Source organism: Bacillus sp. SIMBA_074 (assembly GCF_046534555.1).
Classification (GTDB): Bacteria; Bacillota; Bacilli; order Bacillales; family Bacillaceae_G; genus Bacillus_A; species Bacillus_A mycoides.
The window spans coordinates 398,301-416,776 of record NZ_JAWRYM010000001.1 but is presented as its reverse complement, the minus strand read 5'-3'; the positions used below and the strand labels follow the sequence as shown (position 1 = coordinate 416,776).

The 18,476-nt window shown below is 36.2% G+C and carries 20 protein-coding genes; 19 read left to right on the top strand and 1 reads right to left on the bottom strand.

Annotated features, from left to right (window positions below):
- Window positions 1-12 precede the first annotated feature (12 nt).
- The 4 genes from lit (at window position 13) to SB773_RS02095 (ending at window position 3,161) form a co-directional block, all read left to right on the top strand.
- Window positions 13-699, top strand: coding sequence for a lipoprotein intramolecular transacylase Lit (gene lit, locus SB773_RS02110; RefSeq protein WP_002064533.1), 687 nt, complete (start codon window positions 13-15; stop codon window positions 697-699).
- A 107-nt stretch (window positions 700-806) separates the two neighbouring features.
- Complete coding sequence (ypjB, locus tag SB773_RS02105; protein ID WP_002141040.1) at window positions 807-1,592, top strand: sporulation protein YpjB; 786 nt, start codon at window positions 807-809, stop codon at window positions 1,590-1,592.
- A 105-nt stretch (window positions 1,593-1,697) separates the two neighbouring features.
- Window positions 1,698-2,378 (top strand): zinc metallopeptidase, encoded by a 681-nt coding sequence (locus tag SB773_RS02100; protein WP_002086606.1) that lies wholly within the window; start codon window positions 1,698-1,700, stop codon window positions 2,376-2,378.
- Window positions 2,379-2,510: 132 nt separating this feature from the next.
- Window positions 2,511-3,161 (top strand): uracil-DNA glycosylase, encoded by a 651-nt coding sequence (locus SB773_RS02095; RefSeq protein WP_410588359.1) that lies wholly within the window; start codon window positions 2,511-2,513, stop codon window positions 3,159-3,161.
- A 28-nt stretch (window positions 3,162-3,189) separates the two neighbouring features.
- Here SB773_RS02095 and SB773_RS02090 read toward each other — a convergent pair whose 3' ends face one another.
- Window positions 3,190-4,071, bottom strand: a complete 882-nt coding sequence (locus tag SB773_RS02090; RefSeq protein WP_410588357.1) for a YitT family protein — start codon at window positions 4,069-4,071, stop codon at window positions 3,190-3,192.
- Between the two features lie 509 nt (window positions 4,072-4,580).
- On the opposite strand from SB773_RS02090, the gene SB773_RS02085 reads away from it, so the two are divergent.
- The 15 genes from SB773_RS02085 (at window position 4,581) to dnaD (ending at window position 18,461) form a co-directional block, all read left to right on the top strand.
- A complete protein-coding gene (locus SB773_RS02085; RefSeq protein ID WP_002011846.1) occupies window positions 4,581-4,925 on the top strand; it encodes a nucleotide pyrophosphohydrolase in 345 nt (114 codons plus the stop codon).
- Window positions 4,922-5,722 (top strand): dihydrodipicolinate reductase, encoded by an 801-nt coding sequence (gene dapB, locus SB773_RS02080; protein WP_002126457.1) that lies wholly within the window; start codon window positions 4,922-4,924, stop codon window positions 5,720-5,722. The genes SB773_RS02085 and dapB overlap by 4 nt, the downstream gene beginning before the upstream one ends.
- Before the next feature lie 15 nt (window positions 5,723-5,737).
- A complete protein-coding gene (gene mgsA / locus SB773_RS02075; RefSeq protein ID WP_000684753.1) occupies window positions 5,738-6,133 on the top strand; it encodes a methylglyoxal synthase in 396 nt (131 codons plus the stop codon).
- Window positions 6,134-6,144: 11 nt separating this feature from the next.
- Window positions 6,145-6,849, top strand: a complete 705-nt coding sequence (gene bshB1 / locus SB773_RS02070) for a bacillithiol biosynthesis deacetylase BshB1 (RefSeq protein ID WP_002011848.1) — start codon at window positions 6,145-6,147, stop codon at window positions 6,847-6,849.
- Complete coding sequence (gene bshA, locus SB773_RS02065) at window positions 6,846-7,991, top strand: N-acetyl-alpha-D-glucosaminyl L-malate synthase BshA (protein WP_002086596.1); 1,146 nt, start codon at window positions 6,846-6,848, stop codon at window positions 7,989-7,991. The genes bshB1 and bshA overlap by 4 nt, the downstream gene beginning before the upstream one ends.
- Window positions 7,978-9,171 carry a CCA tRNA nucleotidyltransferase gene (locus SB773_RS02060; RefSeq protein WP_002086595.1) on the top strand — a complete coding sequence of 398 codons (1,194 nt, stop codon included), beginning with the start codon at window positions 7,978-7,980 and terminating at the stop codon, window positions 9,169-9,171. The genes bshA and SB773_RS02060 overlap by 14 nt, the downstream gene beginning before the upstream one ends.
- Window positions 9,156-10,136, top strand: coding sequence for a biotin--[acetyl-CoA-carboxylase] ligase (locus SB773_RS02055; RefSeq protein WP_002086594.1), 981 nt, complete (start codon window positions 9,156-9,158; stop codon window positions 10,134-10,136). The genes SB773_RS02060 and SB773_RS02055 overlap by 16 nt, the downstream gene beginning before the upstream one ends.
- Before the next feature lie 342 nt (window positions 10,137-10,478).
- Complete coding sequence (gene panB / locus SB773_RS02050; protein WP_002011854.1) at window positions 10,479-11,315, top strand: 3-methyl-2-oxobutanoate hydroxymethyltransferase; 837 nt, start codon at window positions 10,479-10,481, stop codon at window positions 11,313-11,315.
- Window positions 11,315-12,163, top strand: coding sequence for a pantoate--beta-alanine ligase (gene panC, locus SB773_RS02045; RefSeq protein ID WP_410588352.1), 849 nt, complete (start codon window positions 11,315-11,317; stop codon window positions 12,161-12,163). The genes panB and panC overlap by 1 nt, the downstream gene beginning before the upstream one ends.
- Before the next feature lie 12 nt (window positions 12,164-12,175).
- On the top strand, window positions 12,176-12,559 hold the full coding sequence (gene panD, locus SB773_RS02040; RefSeq protein WP_140969089.1) for an aspartate 1-decarboxylase: 384 nt from the start codon (window positions 12,176-12,178) through the stop codon (window positions 12,557-12,559).
- A gap of 130 nt (window positions 12,560-12,689) precedes the next feature.
- Window positions 12,690-15,494, top strand: a complete 2,805-nt coding sequence (gene dinG, locus SB773_RS02035; RefSeq protein WP_410588349.1) for an ATP-dependent DNA helicase DinG — start codon at window positions 12,690-12,692, stop codon at window positions 15,492-15,494.
- A 250-nt stretch (window positions 15,495-15,744) separates the two neighbouring features.
- Window positions 15,745-15,915 carry a YpmA family protein gene (locus SB773_RS02030; RefSeq protein WP_002166065.1) on the top strand — a complete coding sequence of 57 codons (171 nt, stop codon included), beginning with the start codon at window positions 15,745-15,747 and terminating at the stop codon, window positions 15,913-15,915.
- Between the two features lie 7 nt (window positions 15,916-15,922).
- Window positions 15,923-16,426, top strand: a complete 504-nt coding sequence (locus SB773_RS02025) for a cell wall elongation regulator TseB-like domain-containing protein (RefSeq protein WP_002030789.1) — start codon at window positions 15,923-15,925, stop codon at window positions 16,424-16,426.
- 18 nt (window positions 16,427-16,444) lie between these two features.
- Window positions 16,445-17,632 carry an aspartate transaminase AspB gene (gene aspB, locus SB773_RS02020; protein ID WP_410588347.1) on the top strand — a complete coding sequence of 396 codons (1,188 nt, stop codon included), beginning with the start codon at window positions 16,445-16,447 and terminating at the stop codon, window positions 17,630-17,632.
- A gap of 121 nt (window positions 17,633-17,753) precedes the next feature.
- Window positions 17,754-18,461, top strand: a complete 708-nt coding sequence (gene dnaD / locus SB773_RS02015) for a DNA replication protein DnaD (RefSeq protein ID WP_000728546.1) — start codon at window positions 17,754-17,756, stop codon at window positions 18,459-18,461.
- Window positions 18,462-18,476: the final 15 nt, after the last annotated feature.

Below are 18,476 nucleotides of genomic sequence, written 5' to 3'. Positions count from 1 at the left end.
TAGGGGGAGAAAATGAAGAAAAATAAGAGCGGTATAAACATATTGGATCGATTGATCACTTTAGTAGTTTCCTATAGCATAGCATTTTCTGTTTTCGCTCTCGCGACAACGGTAGTTGTATATGGAAAATGGTTGTATTATTTTGAAATTGATTTTTTAAATATTCCAGATTTAGCGGATATGACGAAAGATGAAATTAAGAGAAACTATGATGTGCTTATTACATATTTATCGCCGTTTTATGAAGGTGCATTACAATTGCCGACATTAGATATGTCCACAAATGGACGCATTCATTTTGTAGATGTTAAAAATATTTTAGTAAAGATTCAATATATAATGTATGGAACGATTGTAATTGCTGTATTAGGAGGAGCGTATTTATTAAAAAAGAAAAAAGAAAAGTTTTTACTTCACGGAGCGATTCTTACAATTATTTTTCCAATAGCTCTTACGTTACCAATTGCTATTAATTTTGAAAAGAGTTTCGTATTATTTCATAAGCTTTTATTTAGCAATGATTATTGGATGTTTGATATTGAAACAGATCCGGTTATTTTAATGTTACCGGAAGAATTCTTTATGCATGCTGCATGTATTATTTTATTATTGATTTTAGGTGGTAGCATGCTTTGTTACGGTGTGTATAAATATTTAGTGAAAAAGAAAAGGGTTTCAAAGAAAAAATTCTCTGTTTAAAGAGAATTTTTTTGTTTTCATAGAGATAATATATTTTTTGGTTTTGTTCTGTTCTATTCTTGTCCAATTCCACATATTTTGTACTAGTAGTTATAGGGGGGACCGGGATGAAGAGAACATTAATTGGACTGATAGCATTTCTAATTATAATGTTTCCAGTACGTATATATGCTGAAGAGTGGAGTGAACTAACTGGATTGCTAGATGACTCTTTGCAGTTAGTGAAGAAAAAAGAAGATGAAAAGGCAATACAAGTACTGTACCATTTCTCAGAGCAATTTCTATCAAAGGAGAATGAAAATAATTCAAAAGTAACTCCGGGACAAATTAGAGTCGTTTCTTTAGCATACGATAAGGCGAAACAATCTCTCGCGGAAGATTCAGATAGGCAAGTTAAAGTGGATAATATGTTAGCGTTACAACTTGCTGTTGATGCACAAGTATCTAAATATCAGCCACTTTGGATGGAAAGAGAAAGAAAGATAATGAATGCTTTTTCTCAAGTAGAAAAGGCGATGGAAAAAGAAGATGATGGACAGTTCCAACAGACGCTAAATACATTTTTAAATGAATTTAATATTATTTATCCTAGTTTAATGATTGCTCTGCCAGAAAACGAAGCGCAGCGTGTAAATGCACATTTATCTTATTTGGATGAATTTCGTAACGTTATGTTAAAAACGAAAGGTGGACAAATGCAACTAGGGATTATTAAAGGTGATTTGCAAAAAATATTTCATACAGTAAAAAAAGATGAGATTGCTCCCTCTCTCATTTGGTTTATGACAATTACTGGAGGACTTATTTTGTTCACTTTAACGTATGTTGGATGGAGAAAGTATAAAGGGGAGAGAGAGAAGCGGAGAAGCAACTTGCATTCTAAAGATAGATAATACGCATAAATAAAGATACGGATTGTAAGGTTTATTTATTGACAACGGTGGAAGAAAAAAATAGAATGAGAAGTACTATAATTAAAACTTCAATGGAGGTTTATGATGTTTTATTTAATTTACTTCGCGATCATTTTGATCATACCGTTGTATGCACAGTCAAAAGTACGTAGTGCCTATAGCAAGTATTCACAAGTTTATTCAACATCAGGTATGACAGGAGCGGAAGTGGCTCGAAAAATTTTAGATGAAAATGGATTGTACAATGTAGCCGTAGAAGAAACGCCAGGTCATTTGTCAGATCATTATGACCCGCGTGTAAAGACGGTTAGATTATCGACAGATAACTATTATGGTCATTCAGTTGCTGGTACAGCTGTAGCAGCACATGAAGTAGGACACGCAATTCAAGATGCGAAAGATTATAACTTTATGCGTGTACGCCATTCGTTAGTGCCAGTTGCTAATTTTGGTTCAAACATGTCATGGGTTTTTGTCCTAATTGGTGTATTTGCACAAATGTCTGGTTTGTTGTTACTAGGAATTATTTTAATGGCAGCAGGTGTTATTTTCCAACTTGTTACATTACCAGTTGAGTTTGATGCATCAAAACGCGCAATGCAACAAATTGAAGCACTTGGTATCGTATCAACAGATGAGTACGGTCAAGCTCGTAAAGTATTAAATGCGGCAGCATTAACATATGTAGCAGCAGCTGCTGTAGCAGTATTTGAATTATTACGTCTCGTATTAATTTATACTGGTATGCAGCGTAGCGACGATTAAAGACTATCAATTTTGATAGTCTTTTTTGTTTTGTGGATTGAATCTTATAATATGTTACAAATGGAAATAATAGAGAGAATATGGGGTATAGAACTAGTTAAAATAAAGATAAGTATGGAATGATGAAAGAAGGTGACGGACATAGAATATCCATATTATTTAGTTAAACAAGTGAAGGAGCGTAGTGCTACATACCAATTAGAAGGTTTTTTAAGTGGACAGGGCCCTAAAAACCCGAAATTAATGCTTGTTGGAGAAGCACCTGGTGAAACAGAAATTCATAATGGGATTCCATTTAGTGGGAGAGCGGGAAAACATTTAATGGAATTTTTAGAACGTATTCACGTTGCAAGGGAAGAAGTATATATTACGAGTGCGGTCCGGAGTAGACCTTATAAATGGAGAGAGAAAAGGGAACGAAATGGCGAAATAATACAGAAGAAGTACAATAGAACACCGAATCAAGGTGAGATACTTGCCCATGCACCTTTGCTAGATTATGAACTGGAATTTATACAGCAGCCGGTTATTGTCACACTTGGTAATATTGCATTACAGCGTTTAGTTGGTAAAAATAATAAAATTACGGATGTTCATGGAGAATTGTTAAAGCAACCTGTGCAGCGATTGAAAGATAGCAGCAGTACAGAATTTATTTGGTCAGAAAAAGAATATCATATTTTTCCGACCTTTCATCCAGCTTCTATTTTCTATAATCGGAGTTTGTTGGAGTTTATTTATGAGGATTTGGAGAAACTTAAAAGATTTATAATAAAAAACTAGAAAAGCTACAGAGCTTTTCTAGCTGAATTTAATTATGTAACGGTTTTTTATTTTCATCTAATGTAAATCCTTCACCAACAACATCGTGTACATCACTTACAGCGACAAAGGCATGTGGATCTACTGAAATAATGATATTTTTTAATTTTACGATTTCATTTTTAGCAACAACACAATATAGTACATTACGTTCTATTTTTGTATAGGATCCAACTGCTTTTAAAAAGGTTGCTCCGCGCTCCATTTCTGATAAAATTTTTGAAGCAATTTCATCGTTTTTATCAGAAATAATAGTTGCTCCTTTTGCTGCATAAGCACCTTCTTGTATGAAATCAATAACCTTAGCCCCGATAAAAACAGCAACTAACGTATACATGCCCTCGCGATATGATAAATATGTAAGAATAGAGATAATGATAACGACCGCATCAAACATAAACATCGTTTTTCCCATACTCCAGCCAACATATTTGTGAGCTAGCCTTGCGATAATATCAACACCGCCAGTAGTCCCGCCGTATTTGAATATAATTCCAAGTCCTATGCCGATAAATGCCCCAGCGAATAAAGCAGCCAGTGTCATATCATTTTGCAAGTTTAAATGTAAGTTGAGAACCTCGTAGCGCTGAAACACCCAAAGGAATAAAGAGACGCTAAATGTACCGATTAATGTGTATAAAAATGTTGTTCGGCCGAGTAATTTCCAGCCAATGAAAAATAGAGGGACGTTTAAAATTAAGTTTGTATAGGAAGGATCAAGTGAAAATTTAAAATATAATAATAGCGTAATGCCGGTAAATCCACCCTCTGCAAGATGGTTTTCAATATTGATATTCACAATACCGAAAGAAAAAATAGCGGAACCGATTAAAATAAAAATGATATTTCGAATCTTCAAATTTGATGTCATTTAGAAATCCCCCTAATTATGTAATGATTGCATTGCTCCTCTTGAACGATAGAACATAATAATAAGTTATTTCTAGTTGATAGTAAAAATAGAGAATGGTATAAGAGCTTAATTAGTTCAGCCTGATATTGTGCGGAAAAACTGCAAAAAAAAGTTTTACTTTACCCCGTCCCAACGGCTGGTAGAGGGAAAAGCGAAGAAGAAAAGGTCGAACCAGCTGCAGGGACCCGATTGGTTCAGGCTGATCTTTTGCAAAAATCACGCAAAAGAAGTTTCACTTTACCCCGCTCTAACGGCTGGTAGAGGGTAAAACAGTGAAGAAAGGTCGAACCAGCCGTAAGAGCCCGATTGGTTCAGGCTGATTTTTTTGTAAAAATCACGCAAAAGAAGTTTCACTTTATTATAGTCTATCCTAAAAAGAGTCGTAAATAGTGATATGAGGGAATAATATTTGTCAAATCGCGATGAATTGGCTAACATGAAAGAGGAAGGAATAAGAGGTGACTAGTATGGAAGCAAAAACGATGAAAGATATGCAGAAAGAAGTAGATGCATATATCGGTCAATTTAAAGAAGGTTATTTTAGTCCGCTTGCAATGATGGCTCGTTTAACTGAAGAAATGGGAGAGCTTGCAAGAGAGGTTAATCATTATTATGGTGAGAAACCAAAGAAAACGACTGAGAAAGAACGAAGTGTTGAGGAAGAGCTTGGAGATGTTTTATTTGTTATGATTTGTATGGCAAATAGTTTAAATATTGATTTAGAAACAGCGCATAACATTGTAATGAATAAATTTAATACACGTGATAAAGATCGTTGGACACGTATTGATGAGGGAGAGAAAGACGCATGAAAGAAATTAAAGTAATTATCGCTGGACCACGAGGACGCATGGGATATGAAGCAGTCCTTCTTATGGAAAGAACAGCGCATTTCAATTTAGTAGCAGCAATTGATTATAAGCATGGCGGAGAAAAAATTTCTGATTTACCGGGAATGCCAGCGCTAGATGCACCTATTTACGCGGATTTACATACTTGTTTAGATGAAGTAGAAGCAGATGTATTGTTAGATTTAACAACACCAGAAATTGGAAAGAAACATGTGACACTTGCAGTTGAACGTGGACTTCGATCAGTTATTGGTACAACTGGATTTACTGAAGAAGAACTAAAGCAATTAACAGAAAATGCAAAAGAAAAAGAAGTAGGAACAATCATTGCTCCAAACTTTGCGATTGGTGCAGTACTTATGATGAAGTTCTCTCAAATGGCAGCGAAGTACTTCCAAGATGTTGAAGTAATTGAATTACACCATGATCAAAAATTAGACGCACCATCTGGTACAGCTGTAAAAACAGTAGAATTAATCCGTCAAAATCGTGTGCCAAAAGAGCAAGGGCACCCTAATGAAACGGAACAATTAGAAGGGGCACGTGGTGCAAATGTAGACGGTATTCACATTCATAGCGTACGTCTACCAGGGCTTATTGCACACCAAGAAGTAATGTTCGGCGGAGATGGACAAATGTTAACAGTTCGTCATGATTCATTCAACCGTGCATCATTTATGTCAGGTGTAAAACTATCAATTGAAACAGTAATGAACCTTGATCATCTTGTGTACGGTTTAGAAAATATTATCGACTAAAGGGGGAGACAACGGATGAAAATTGCCTTAATCGCACATGACAAAAAGAAAGATGATATGGTTTCGTTCGCATACGCATATAAACCAATTTTTGAAAAACATGAACTTTTTGCAACAGGAACGACAGGACTTCGTATTATGGAGGCAACTGGTTTAGTTGTAACAAGATATCAATCCGGTCCTCTTGGTGGAGATCAAGAAATTGGTGCAATGATTGCAAAAAATGAGATGGATATGGTGATTTTTTTCCGGGATCCACTAACAGCCCAGCCGCATGAACCAGATGTTAATGCGTTACTTCGTTTATGTGATGTATACGCCATCCCATTAGCAACAAATATGGCAAGTGCTGAAATGCTAATGCATGCATTAGAGCGGGGAGATTTAGATTACCGAAAGTTAAGAAAATGAGGGGAACAATTATGAGTGGATTACATATATTAGCGTTTGGTGCTCATGCCGATGATGTTGAAATCGGCATGGCAGGTACCATTGCAAAGTATACGAAGCAAGGATATGAAGTAGGCATTTGCGATTTAACAGAAGCTGATCTTTCTTCAAATGGAACGGTAGAACTAAGAAAAGAAGAAGCAAAGGCTGCAGCTCGTATTATGGGAGTAAAAACGAGAATTAATTTAGCAATGCCAGACCGTGGTTTGTATATGAAAGAAGAATATATACGTGAAATTGTAAAGATTATTCGTACATATAAACCAACACTAATTTTCGCACCGTATTACGAAGATCGTCATCCAGACCATGCTAATTGCGCGAAACTTGTGGAAGAAGCTATCTTTTCAGCGGGAATTCGTAAATATATGCCTGAACTTCCGCCGCACCGTGTAGAGTCTTTTTATAATTATATGATTAATGGTTTTCATAAACCGAATTTTTGTATAGATATTAGTGAATACCTTTCTAAAAAGGTGGAAGCGTTAGAAGCGTATGAAAGTCAGTTTTCAACAGGGAGTGATGGTGTTAAGACGCCATTAACCGAAGGATACGTTGAAACTGTAATCGCTCGGGAGAAGATGTTTGGGAAAGAAGTTGGAGTGCTGTATGCCGAAGGATTTATGAGTAAGAAACCGGTTTTATTACATGCTGATTTAATAGGGGGATGTAAATGAAATTGAAAATAGGTATTACATGTTATCCTTCTGTAGGTGGTTCTGGGGTTGTTGGGACAGAGTTAGGAAAGCAATTGGCGGAACGCGGGCATGAAATTCATTTTATTACATCGGGTGTACCATTTCGGTTGAATAAAGTGTACCCGAACATTTATTTTCACGAAGTAACAGTAAATCAATATTCTGTTTTTCAATATCCACCTTACGATTTAGCATTAGCGAGTAAAATGGCAGAGGTTGCTCAAAGAGAAAACCTTGATATTTTACATGTGCATTATGCAATCCCTCATGCTATTTGTGCATATTTAGCAAAACAAATGATTGGGGAGCGTATTAAAATTGTTACGACCTTACATGGAACGGATATTACTGTGTTAGGTTCCGACCCTTCGTTAAATAATTTAATTCGCTTTGGTATTGAACAATCTGATGTTGTTACAGCTGTGTCACATTCGTTAATTGAAGAAACAAATGAACTTGTAAAACCAGATAAAGAAATTGAGACGGTATACAATTTTGTAGATGAACGTGTTTATTTCAAACGTGATATGTCTCAATTAAAAAAAGAATATGGTATACGAGAAAATGAAAAAGTGTTGATTCATATTTCAAATTTCCGAAAGGTTAAGCGTGTACAGGATGTTGTGCAGTCATTTGCCAAAATTGTAAAGGAAGTAGATGCGAAATTGCTTCTTGTTGGTGATGGACCAGAGTTCTGTACTATTTTACAATTGGTGAAAAGTTTACATATTGAGGAACGTGTCTTATTCCTAGGAAAGCAAGATAATGTTGCAGAGCTTCTTGCGATGAGTGATTTAATGCTACTTTTATCAGAAAAGGAAAGTTTTGGTCTTGTTATATTAGAAGCGATGGCGTGTGGTGTGCCTAGTATCGGAACGAGGGTTGGGGGCATTCCAGAGGTCATTCAACATGGTGAAACAGGATATATATGTGAAGTTGGAGATACAGACGGAATAGCTAAGCAAGCAATTCAGCTACTAGAAAATGAAGAACTTCACCGTAATATGGGAGAGCGAGCGATGAAATCTGTATATGAGCAGTTTCGTTCGGAAAAAATCGTTTCACAGTATGAGGCGATTTATTATGACATACTAAGGGATGACAAGAATGGAAAGATTTAAAAAAGCTAGTTCAATTATTGAGATGTTAAAACAGCACGGACATGAGGCTTACTTCGTTGGTGGAAGTGTACGCGATCTTATTATCGATAGACCGATTGGAGATATCGATATCGCAACATCTGCTTTACCAGAAGAAGTAATGGCTATTTTCCCAAGACATGTTCCGGTTGGTCTTGAGCATGGAACTGTAATTGTTGTAGAAAATGGTGAACCGTATGAGGTAACTACTTTTCGAACAGAAAGCGAATATGAAGATTTTCGAAGACCTAGTAGTGTTCAATTTGTCCGTTCATTAGAAGAGGATTTAAAACGACGTGATTTCACGATGAATGCAATTGCAATGACAGAGGAAGGCGAAATGGTTGATTTATTTGCGGGGAAAGAAGCGATTCGTCTGAAGGAAATTACAACGGTTGGAGATGCTGCAGACCGTTTTCAAGAAGATGCACTGCGAATGATGCGTGGTATTCGGTTCGTAAGTACGTTAGGTTTCTCTTTGGAAATAAAGACGAAACAAGCAATTGAAACGTATGGGCATTTGCTCGAACATATAGCGATTGAAAGAATTACAGTTGAATTTGAAAAATTGTTGACCGGTACATATTGTGTGAATGGTCTTCAAGAGTTAGTAGAAACTAAGCTATTTTCTCATCTGCCATATTTGCAAATGTCAGAAGAAAGACTCTTGAAAGCTACGCAGTATAAATGGGATTCTTTCGAAACAGACGTTGAGGCGTGGGCATTTTTCTTATATTGTATCGGAGAAGAGCATCCATCTGTCTTTTTGCGTCAATGGAAGTTCTCGAATAAAAAGATTAAAGATATCGTAGCGGTTTTATTAGCAATTCGTTCTAGAAAGGAGAAGGAGTGGGATACAATCCTTCTTTATAAAACTGGGATTCGCATCGCTGAGATGGCGGAAAGAGTATATGAAGCGATAATAGAAAGTTATAATAGTGCGTCTGTTAAGCAAGTACAATCATTATTTCATGCATTGCCGATAAAAAATCGTCAAGAAATGAATGTGACTGGTAATGATTTATTAAGCTGGACAGATAAAAAGCCAGGTCCGTGGGTTGCCGAAATGCTTCAAAATATTGAAGAAGCAATCGTACAAGGAGATTTAGTTAATAAGAAAGAGGATATAAGGGAGTGGCTACAAAGATGCAATCTACTATAAGAAAGCAGTTATTACAAGTTTTTTCTGAAGCAGATGGTGCATTTGTATCTGGTCAAATACTTAGTGACAAACTTGGTTGTTCGAGAACCGCTGTATGGAAGCATATGGAGGACCTTCGTAATGAAGGGTATGAACTAGAAGCTGTACGCCGCTTAGGGTACCGAATTGCTAGTAAACCAGATAAAGTAACTGCGAATGAGATTCAATTAGGATTACAAACAGAGCGTATCGGTAGAACGGTTTATTTTGAAGAATCGGTTGAGTCTACTCAGCATATTGCAGCGAGACTTGCTTATGAAGGCGCAGAAGAGGGAACAATTGTCGTTGCTGAAGAACAAACAGCAGGTAGAGGACGTTTAAGTAGAAAATGGTATTCCCCAAAAGGAACAGGAATTTGGATGAGTATTATTTTGCGTCCCTCGATTCCAGTTCATCATGCACCACAGCTTACTTTATTAGCAGCTGTTAGCGTAGCGCAAGCAATTGAAAAATGTACCGGTGTAAACGTAGGGATTAAATGGCCGAATGATATTTTAATTCAAGGTAAAAAAGCTGTCGGTATATTAACGGAGATGCAAGCTGATCCAGATAAAATTAATGCTGTTATTATGGGAATTGGCATTAATGCAAATCAGAAACAAGAACATTTTGATGAGGAAATTCAGCAAATTGCAACTTCATTAGCAATTGAATCGGGTAAGCCGATTGTTCGTGCGGAACTTATGCAACAAATTTTCTTGCAACTAGAGAAATTGTATGAAGAGTATTTAAAAAATGGCTTCTCTGTTATTAAAATTCTTTGGGAAAGTTACGCAGTAAGTATCGGAAAAGAAATTACAGCTCGAACGATGAAGGAAACTATTAATGGGCTAGCAAAAGGAATTACGGAGGATGGTGTATTGTTACTTGAGGATCATCAAGGACAAGTGCACCACATTCATTCTGCTGATATAGAAATTAAGTAAAAGAAGTTCCTATTTTGGAGCTTCTTTTTGTCATTTAGATACTAAAAAATTTCACATACCGTAATAGGGATAAAAAATTATTTTTTCGAAAAAATGTAGCAATTCCTTTTCAGAGTTTGCTATAATTAGTTCGAATATGGGCAGTATCAAAGCGAACTGCACCATTATTTTACGCAGTATGAAAAAATAATAATTTGGATTCTGCCTTGATCCAATAATGGACTGGGACAGAGGGATGAATAATGCCGACTAACACACAACCCTTCTGCCCTTTTATGGCCAGAGGGGTTTTTTATATGATTTCGGCCATCTCCTCTCTCCTGCATAAAGGAGGAGTAGTTTTTGAAAACAAAAACAGATTTTTTGAAAATGAAAGAGCAAGGTGAGCCGATTACAATGCTAACGGCGTATGATTATCCATCTGCTAAATTAGCAGAAGAAGCTAAAGTCGATATGATTTTAGTGGGTGATTCTCTAGGAATGGTTGTACTTGGGTATGATTCAACAGTTCCAGTAACAGTAGAGGATATGATTCATCATACGAAAGCTGTACGCCGCGGAGCGAAAGAGACGTTTATTGTAACTGATATGCCATTTATGTCTTATCATGTCTCATTGCAAGATACGATGATTAATGCACGTCGCATTGTTCAAGAGAGCGGGGCACATGCATTAAAGGTAGAAGGTGCTGGAGAAGTTATATCAACTATTCACTACTTAACGAATGCGGGAATTCCCGTTGTGGCGCATTTAGGTTTAACTCCTCAATCTGTAGGAGTGCTAGGTGGGTATAAAGTACAAGGGAAAGATGCTGAAAGTGCAAAAAAATTAATAGAAGATGCAAAGAAATGTGAGGAAGCTGGTGCGATAGCACTTGTGCTAGAATGTGTGCCAATGCAATTAGCAGAACTTATTTCAGAGCAGTTAACAATTCCTACAATTGGAATTGGAGCAGGACAAAAAGTAGATGGGCAAGTTCTTGTATACCACGATCTTATCTCGTACGGCGTAAATCGTGTTCCGAAATTTGTGAAGCAATATACGTCTGTTCAAGAGGAGATTGTGCGAGGAATTTCGCAATACGTTACTGAAGTAAAGACAGGGCAATTTCCTGAAGAAAAACATTCATTTACAATGAAAGAGGAAGAGTGCTTAGCGTTATACGGAGGAAAACAATAATGAAAATCATAACTACAGTGCAAGAGATGCAGCAAATTACAAACGAACTGCATGCAAGTGGAAAAAGTATCGGCTTTGTTCCAACGATGGGGTATTTACACGAAGGGCATGCTACGTTACTACGTAAGGCAAGGAAAGAAAATGAAATTGTAGTTTTAAGTGTATTTGTAAATCCACTACAATTTGGACCAAATGAAGATTTAGATCGATACCCACGTGATATTGATAGAGATGAAAATGTAGCAAAAGAAAATGGTGTTGATTATTTATTTTATCCGAGTGTAGAAGAGATGTATCCAGCAGAACAAACGACAACAGTAGAAGTTGTGAAGCGTACCGACGTATTATGTGGCAAACAAAGACCTGGTCATTTCGCTGGTGTTGCGACTGTACTAATGAAACTATTTAATATTACATTGCCAACGCGTGCTTATTTCGGTATGAAAGATGCACAGCAAGTAGCTGTAATTGAAGGATTCGTAACTGATTTTAATATTCCAGTTACGATCGTACCAGTTGATATTGTAAGGGAAGAAGATGGATTAGCGAAAAGTTCTCGTAATGTGTATTTATCACTAGAAGAACGTGAAGAGGCTCCTCATTTATACGGCAGTCTATGTATAGCGAAAGAACGAATTGAGGCAGGCGAACGTAATCCGGAAATCATTATGAATCTTGTGAAAGAGCATATTGAGAAGTATACGAAAGGCACTGTAGATTATGCTGATTTATATGCATATCCTTCATTAAAAGCAATAAATAAAATTGAAGGAAGAATCATTTTAGCGATTGCGGTTAAGTTTGAAAATGTACGATTAATTGACAATATAACATTAATGGGGAAATAAGGGGGAGCATCTATGTTTCGCACAATGATGAGAGCGAAGTTACATCGTGCAACTGTAACAGAAGCAAATTTAAATTATGTAGGTAGTATTACAATTGATGAAGATTTAATGGATGCGGTAAATATTGTAGAAAATGAAAAAGTACAAATTGTAAATAACAACAATGGAGCTCGCTTAGAGACATATGTTATTAAAGGAGAGCGCGGTAGCGGTGTTGTGTGTTTAAATGGTGCAGCTGCAAGGCTTGTACAACCGGGTGATAAAGTTATTATTATTTGCTATGGTTTAGTGGCAGAAGAAAATATTCATAAACAAGAGCCGAAAATTGCAGTATTAGACGATGATAATCAAATTATTGAAATGTTAGGTGCTGAAAGAGCTGGCACGATATTATAAGTAGAAAGGCTATCTCTAATTAAGGAGATAGCTTTTTTGTGCATCTTTTCATTAAGATGAGGTAAAACGTGGTATAGTAACATTATATAATTTTTATGTTTGATAGGTAAGAAATTGAGGTGTTACATATATGAGTAAGCGTTATGTCGTTGTTGATTTAGAGACGACAGGGAACTCCTGGAAGGATGGGAAGGATAAAATCACCCAAATTGCAGCTGTTGTAGTGGAAGATGGAGAGATATTAGAGATTTTTTCATCTTTTATTAATCCGAAGAGAGAGATTCCCCTATTTATTACAGAATTAACTGGGATTGATGAAGATCTTGTAAAACAAGCCCCGTTATTTCGAGATGTAGCCCCGATGATTGTTGAGCTATTACAAGGTGCGGCTTTTGTTGCACATAACGTTCACTTTGATTGGAATTTTTTAAATGAAGAATTAAGGCAAGCTGGATATACAGAAGTACATTGTCCTAAAATTGATACAGTTGAATTGGCGCAAATTCTTTTGCCGACAGCTGATAGTTATAAATTACGTGATTTAGCTAAGCAGCATGAACTAGAGCACGATCAACCACATCGTGCGGATAGTGATGCTCTTGCAACAGCGGAGTTGTTTTTACAATTTTTAAGTGAAATTGAAAAGTTACCACTTGTCACATTACAATCGCTTTATGAATTAAGTGATGTTTTCCAAAGTGATATAGCTGATGTACTTTCTGAAAATATTTTAAAGAAAATGATGCATGGTAAAGAAGAGGCAGAGGAGTGTGAGGTGTATCGAAATATTGCGCTTCGAAAGCGGAATTATTCTTTAAGCCTCAGTGAAACATACTCATCTAAATTTGATGCTTTCTTACATAAGACAATCGATAAACTTGAATTGAATATGCCAAAGTTTGAAAAAAGAGAAAGCCAACAGATTATGATGAAGGAAATATATACAGCGCTAAGAGATTCTAGGTTTTCACTGATTGAAGCAGGAACAGGTACGGGGAAGACGCTTGCATATTTACTTCCAAGTATTTATTTCGCAAAGAAAAAAGAAGAACCTGTCATTATAAGTACACAAACTGTACAATTGCAACAACAAATACTAGAAAAAGAAATTCCTTTATTAAAGAAAATAATGCCATTTTCATTTGAAGTAGCTCTTCTGAAAGGAAGAAAGCATTACCTTTGTCTACACAAATTTGAATATGCTTTGCAAGAGGAAGAGAAAAATTATGATATGGCGCTCACAAAGGCAAAAATTTTAGTGTGGTTATTGCAAACGGAAACTGGCGATCGTGATGAATTGAATATTCCTGAGGGCGGCAAGTTACTTTGGAACCGTATTTGTAGTGATGTACATAGTCCAGGCGGGATGCAAAGCAACTGGTATAGTCGTTGTTTTTATCAAAGAGCAAAGAATAAAGCATTATTTGCAGATATCGTTATTACAAATCATGCGTTATTATTTCAAGATTTTTCAAGTGAAGAACCACTATTTGCTTCATGTGAACATATTATTTTTGATGAAGCTCATCATATCGAGGAAGCGGCGAGTAGAACATTAGGTGAACAGTTCTCATGCATGTATTTTCAATTAGCTTTATCTCGTCTTGGTACGCTAGAAACAGATGATGTACTTTCTAAAGTATATAAAATGATGAAAAAATCAGAGCAAGCATCGCGTTCGACTTTCCGTATGGTGAGTCATAGTTTGAAGGAATTGAAATTTGATGCGGATGAACTATTTCAAATGTTACGGACTTTCGTATTTAAACAAACAAAGCAGGAACAAGGGATGAGCAATATGCCACTCATTTATCGATATAACACGGAAGTAGAGAAAGGTAAGTTATGGGATAGCATTACCGAGTTAACAAATCGATTTGTGTATGATGTAAGAAAGTTATTGACTACACTTGAGAAGCAAGCTGAAATATTGCAAAGTAAATTAGAATGGGAGATGCATGTCGTTACAGGTGAATTTATGCATTTAATTGAGTTGTTGAGAAAGATGGCACAATCTTTACAATTACTCATTTTAGAAAAAAATTCATACGTGACATGGATGGAGACTGAAACGAAGGGAACGATTCATTCAACAGTTCTATATGCGCAGCCTGTTCATATTGGTGAAAGATTTGCTGATGAATTTTTAACCCAGAAAAAGAGTGTTATTTTCACATCAGCGACGTTAACAGTTAATGATTCATTCGCCTATATAAAAGAGGAGCTAGGTTTACATGATTTTGCTCCCAATACATTAAAGGTTCCATCACCATTCCGTTTTGAAGAGCAAATGAAATTAATGGTTTCAACGGATGTACCTTTTATTAAGAAAGCAAGTAATGAAGAATATATTGAGTCTATATCGGCACATATTGCGAAAATAGCGAAAGCTACAAAAGGTAGAATGCTCGTTTTATTCACTTCGTATGAAATGTTGAAAGAAGCGTATACGAATTTGAAAAATGATGAGACATTAGAAGGATATTTATTATTAACGCAAAGTGTGAATAATAAGAGCCGAAGTCGTCTAATCCGCAAATTCCAGGAGTTCGACAAATCGATTTTGTTAGGAACAAGTAGTTTTTGGGAAGGGATAGATATACCTGGAGATGCTCTGAGTTGTCTTGTCATTGTCCGTCTGCCTTTTACCCCTCCTCATCAGCCGATGATGGAAGCAAAAGGAGAGTGGTTAAAAAATCAAGGAGAAGACGTATTCGATAAGTTGGCGCTCCCGCAAGCAATCTTGCGTTTCAAACAAGGTTTTGGTCGTCTTATTAGAACAAATACAGATACGGGAACTGTATTTGTATTAGATCGTCGTTTGACAAGTTCTTCCTATGGAAAACGATTTTTACAATCAATCCCAACTGTACCGCTCTATGAAGGACCGTTAGAAGAATTGTTAGTACAGTTAGAAGAATCGTCAAATGAATAAAATTGGAAGAAAAATACGCCTGAAGTACATTTAAACTTCAGGCGTAAAAAATGTGGGTAGGAGGAATTTTATTTTTCTTACTTCTTGTATACAAAATATATTGCTTTTCGATTTGAAACCTTTTTTTGCTGTACATGTCCTGCTATAATAGATGGGTGATGAAGCAGGGGTTGTAAAGAATGTACTCTTATTGTAACCGCATTGCGTTCTTCTATAATTAGAAATTTTTGTGTAACGGAGGAGTTTTTTCATGGATAAGAAAATCGAAGTCCTATCAACGACGCGTATTAAATATTCGTCTGACTTGTATAAAATTGTTGATGGTTTGAATCGTACGTTAAAAGAGCAGGACCTCATGTTCGGATTAGCATTAGACGAAAAAGATAAAGAAATAGCTGTATTTACGATTTACAGAACGTAGTGATACAATGAAAAAGTGGATCTTTACAATCATTATCGTTATCGTTGCTAGCGGAATATATGGGGCATATGTTTATAATAAAGCGATGGAAAAGAAAATTCCAAAAGAGTCAAAGTCTGTAGAAATTGCGAAAGAAAAGGCAAAGCTTACAAAGGTAAATACCGTTGATTATTATAACGGAAAATCTTCATATACAGTCGTACAAGGTACAGATGAAAAAGGAGAACAACTTATCGTTTGGGTGCCTGAGAAAAAAGGGGAAACTATAGTAAGGAAAAAGAGCGAAGGTATTTCTGAAAAAGATGCTTTACAAAGAACGATTGAACAAGTCGGAGATGAAAGTAAAGAACCCAAAAGTAAGCCGAAAGAAATTTTAAAAGCAAAATTAGGCTTTGAAAATAATATACCATTATGGGAAGTTACATATATTGATGATGACAATCGTTATAGTTACTACTATCTTGAATTTAAAGATGGGAACTTTTTAAGACGATATAGCATTGAAAAATAGATGTAGGGGGAACTACAAATGAAATTAGCAAAGCGAGTAGCTGCTTTAACACCGTCTTCAACTTTAGAAATTACAGCAAAGGCACAAGCATTAAAAGCAGAAGGTCATGATGTAATTGCATTAGGGGCAGGGGAACCTGATTTTAATACACCAGAACATATTATGGATGCTGCGCATAAAGCGATGTTAGAAGGACATACGAAATATACACCAACAGGTGGATTACAAGCGTTAAAACTAGAAATTGTGAAGAAGTTTACTCGTGATCAAGGAATTGCGTATGATCCATCTGAAATTATTGTATGTAATGGTGCCAAGCATGCATTATATACATTATTCCAAGTGTTACTTGATGAAGGAGATGAAGTTATCATCCCAACTCCTTATTGGGTAAGTTATCCTGAGCAAGTAAAGCTTGCTGGTGGTAAGCCAGTTTATGTAGAAGGTCTAGAAGGCAATGAGTACAAAATTACAGCAAAGCAGCTGCGTGAGGCAATTACAGAGAAAACGAAAGCTGTTATTATTAATTCACCGAGCAATCCAACAGGGATGATTTACAGCAAAGAAGAATTACAACAGCTTGGAGAAGTATGTTTAGAGCATGATATCTTAATCGTTTCAGATGAGATTTATGAAAAATTAATTTATGGTGACGCGGAATATACTTCAATTGCCCAGCTTTCTAATGTATTAAAAGAACAAACACTTATTATTAATGGTGTATCTAAATCACATTCTATGACAGGTTGGCGTATTGGATATGCAGCAGGAAATAAGCAGCTTATTAAAGCGATGACGAACTTAGCGAGTCATAGTACGTCAAACCCTACTTCAATTGCTCAATACGGTGCAATTGCTGCGTATGCAGGCTCACAAGAACCTGTAGAAACAATGCGTCAAGCGTTTGAAGAAAGATTGAACATTATTTATGATAAATTAATTCAAATTCCTGGTTTCACTTGCATTAAGCCACAAGGTGCTTTTTACTTATTCCCAAATGTAAAAGAAGCCGTAGCGTTAGCTGGGTATGATACAGTTGATGAGTGGGCAAAAGCATTATTAGAAGAAGAAAAGGTGGCTCTAGTTCCAGGTACAGGATTTGGTGCACCAAATAACGTTCGATTATCGTATGCGACATCTCTTGAGCAAGTTGAGAAAGCATTAGAACGAATTCATACGTTCATGAAAAGTAAAGTACAGGCTTAATCGTCTGTTTCTTGTAGTAAATGGCAAAAAACCTCCCTATATATAGGGAGGTTTTTTTGACGAATTGTGGCAAAAAGAAATGGCTAAAGGTGTGTTATACTAGAGAACGAGGTGTTTGGTGATGAAAAAGAAAATGATGTTACAATGGTTTGAACAGGGAAGCATAGCGATTCCTAAATTGCTTATGATGCATTATAAAAAGCTAGGTTTAAATGAGACGGAATTTATGGTAGTACTTCATGTACACACATTTTTAGAATCAGGTAATTCGTTCCCGACTCCTTCAGAGATTTCAGAACGGATGACGATAACAGAAATGAAATGCATGGAAGTGATTCAGACTTTAATCCAAAAAGGTTTTTTAGCACTAGAAGGTGGACGAAGATCTGAAGCGATGATGTGTGAAAGTTATTCTTTACAACCACTGTGGGAAAAAATATTGCACTTTTTAATGAATGAATCTATAGAGGAAGAGCAAAAAGAACAAAAACAAATTCAAGTAAATTTATATACAGTATTTGAAAAAGAATTCGGAAGACCACTTTCGCCATTTGAATGTGAAACATTAGGGATGTGGGAAGATCAAGATCAACACCATCCGAATTTAATTCAAGCGGCTCTTCGTGAAGCTGTTATGAGTGGTAAACTTAATTTCCGGTATATTGATCGTATTTTGTTTGAGTGGAAAAAGAACGGAATTAAAACGGTAGATCAAGCGCAAAATCAAGGCCAGAAATTTAGAGCGAATCAACAACGCACACAACAAACGACAAAACAAGAGACGAAATTTACTGGGAAAGTGCCTTTTTATAATTGGTTGGAGCAGTAGTGTAGGAGGAAAGAT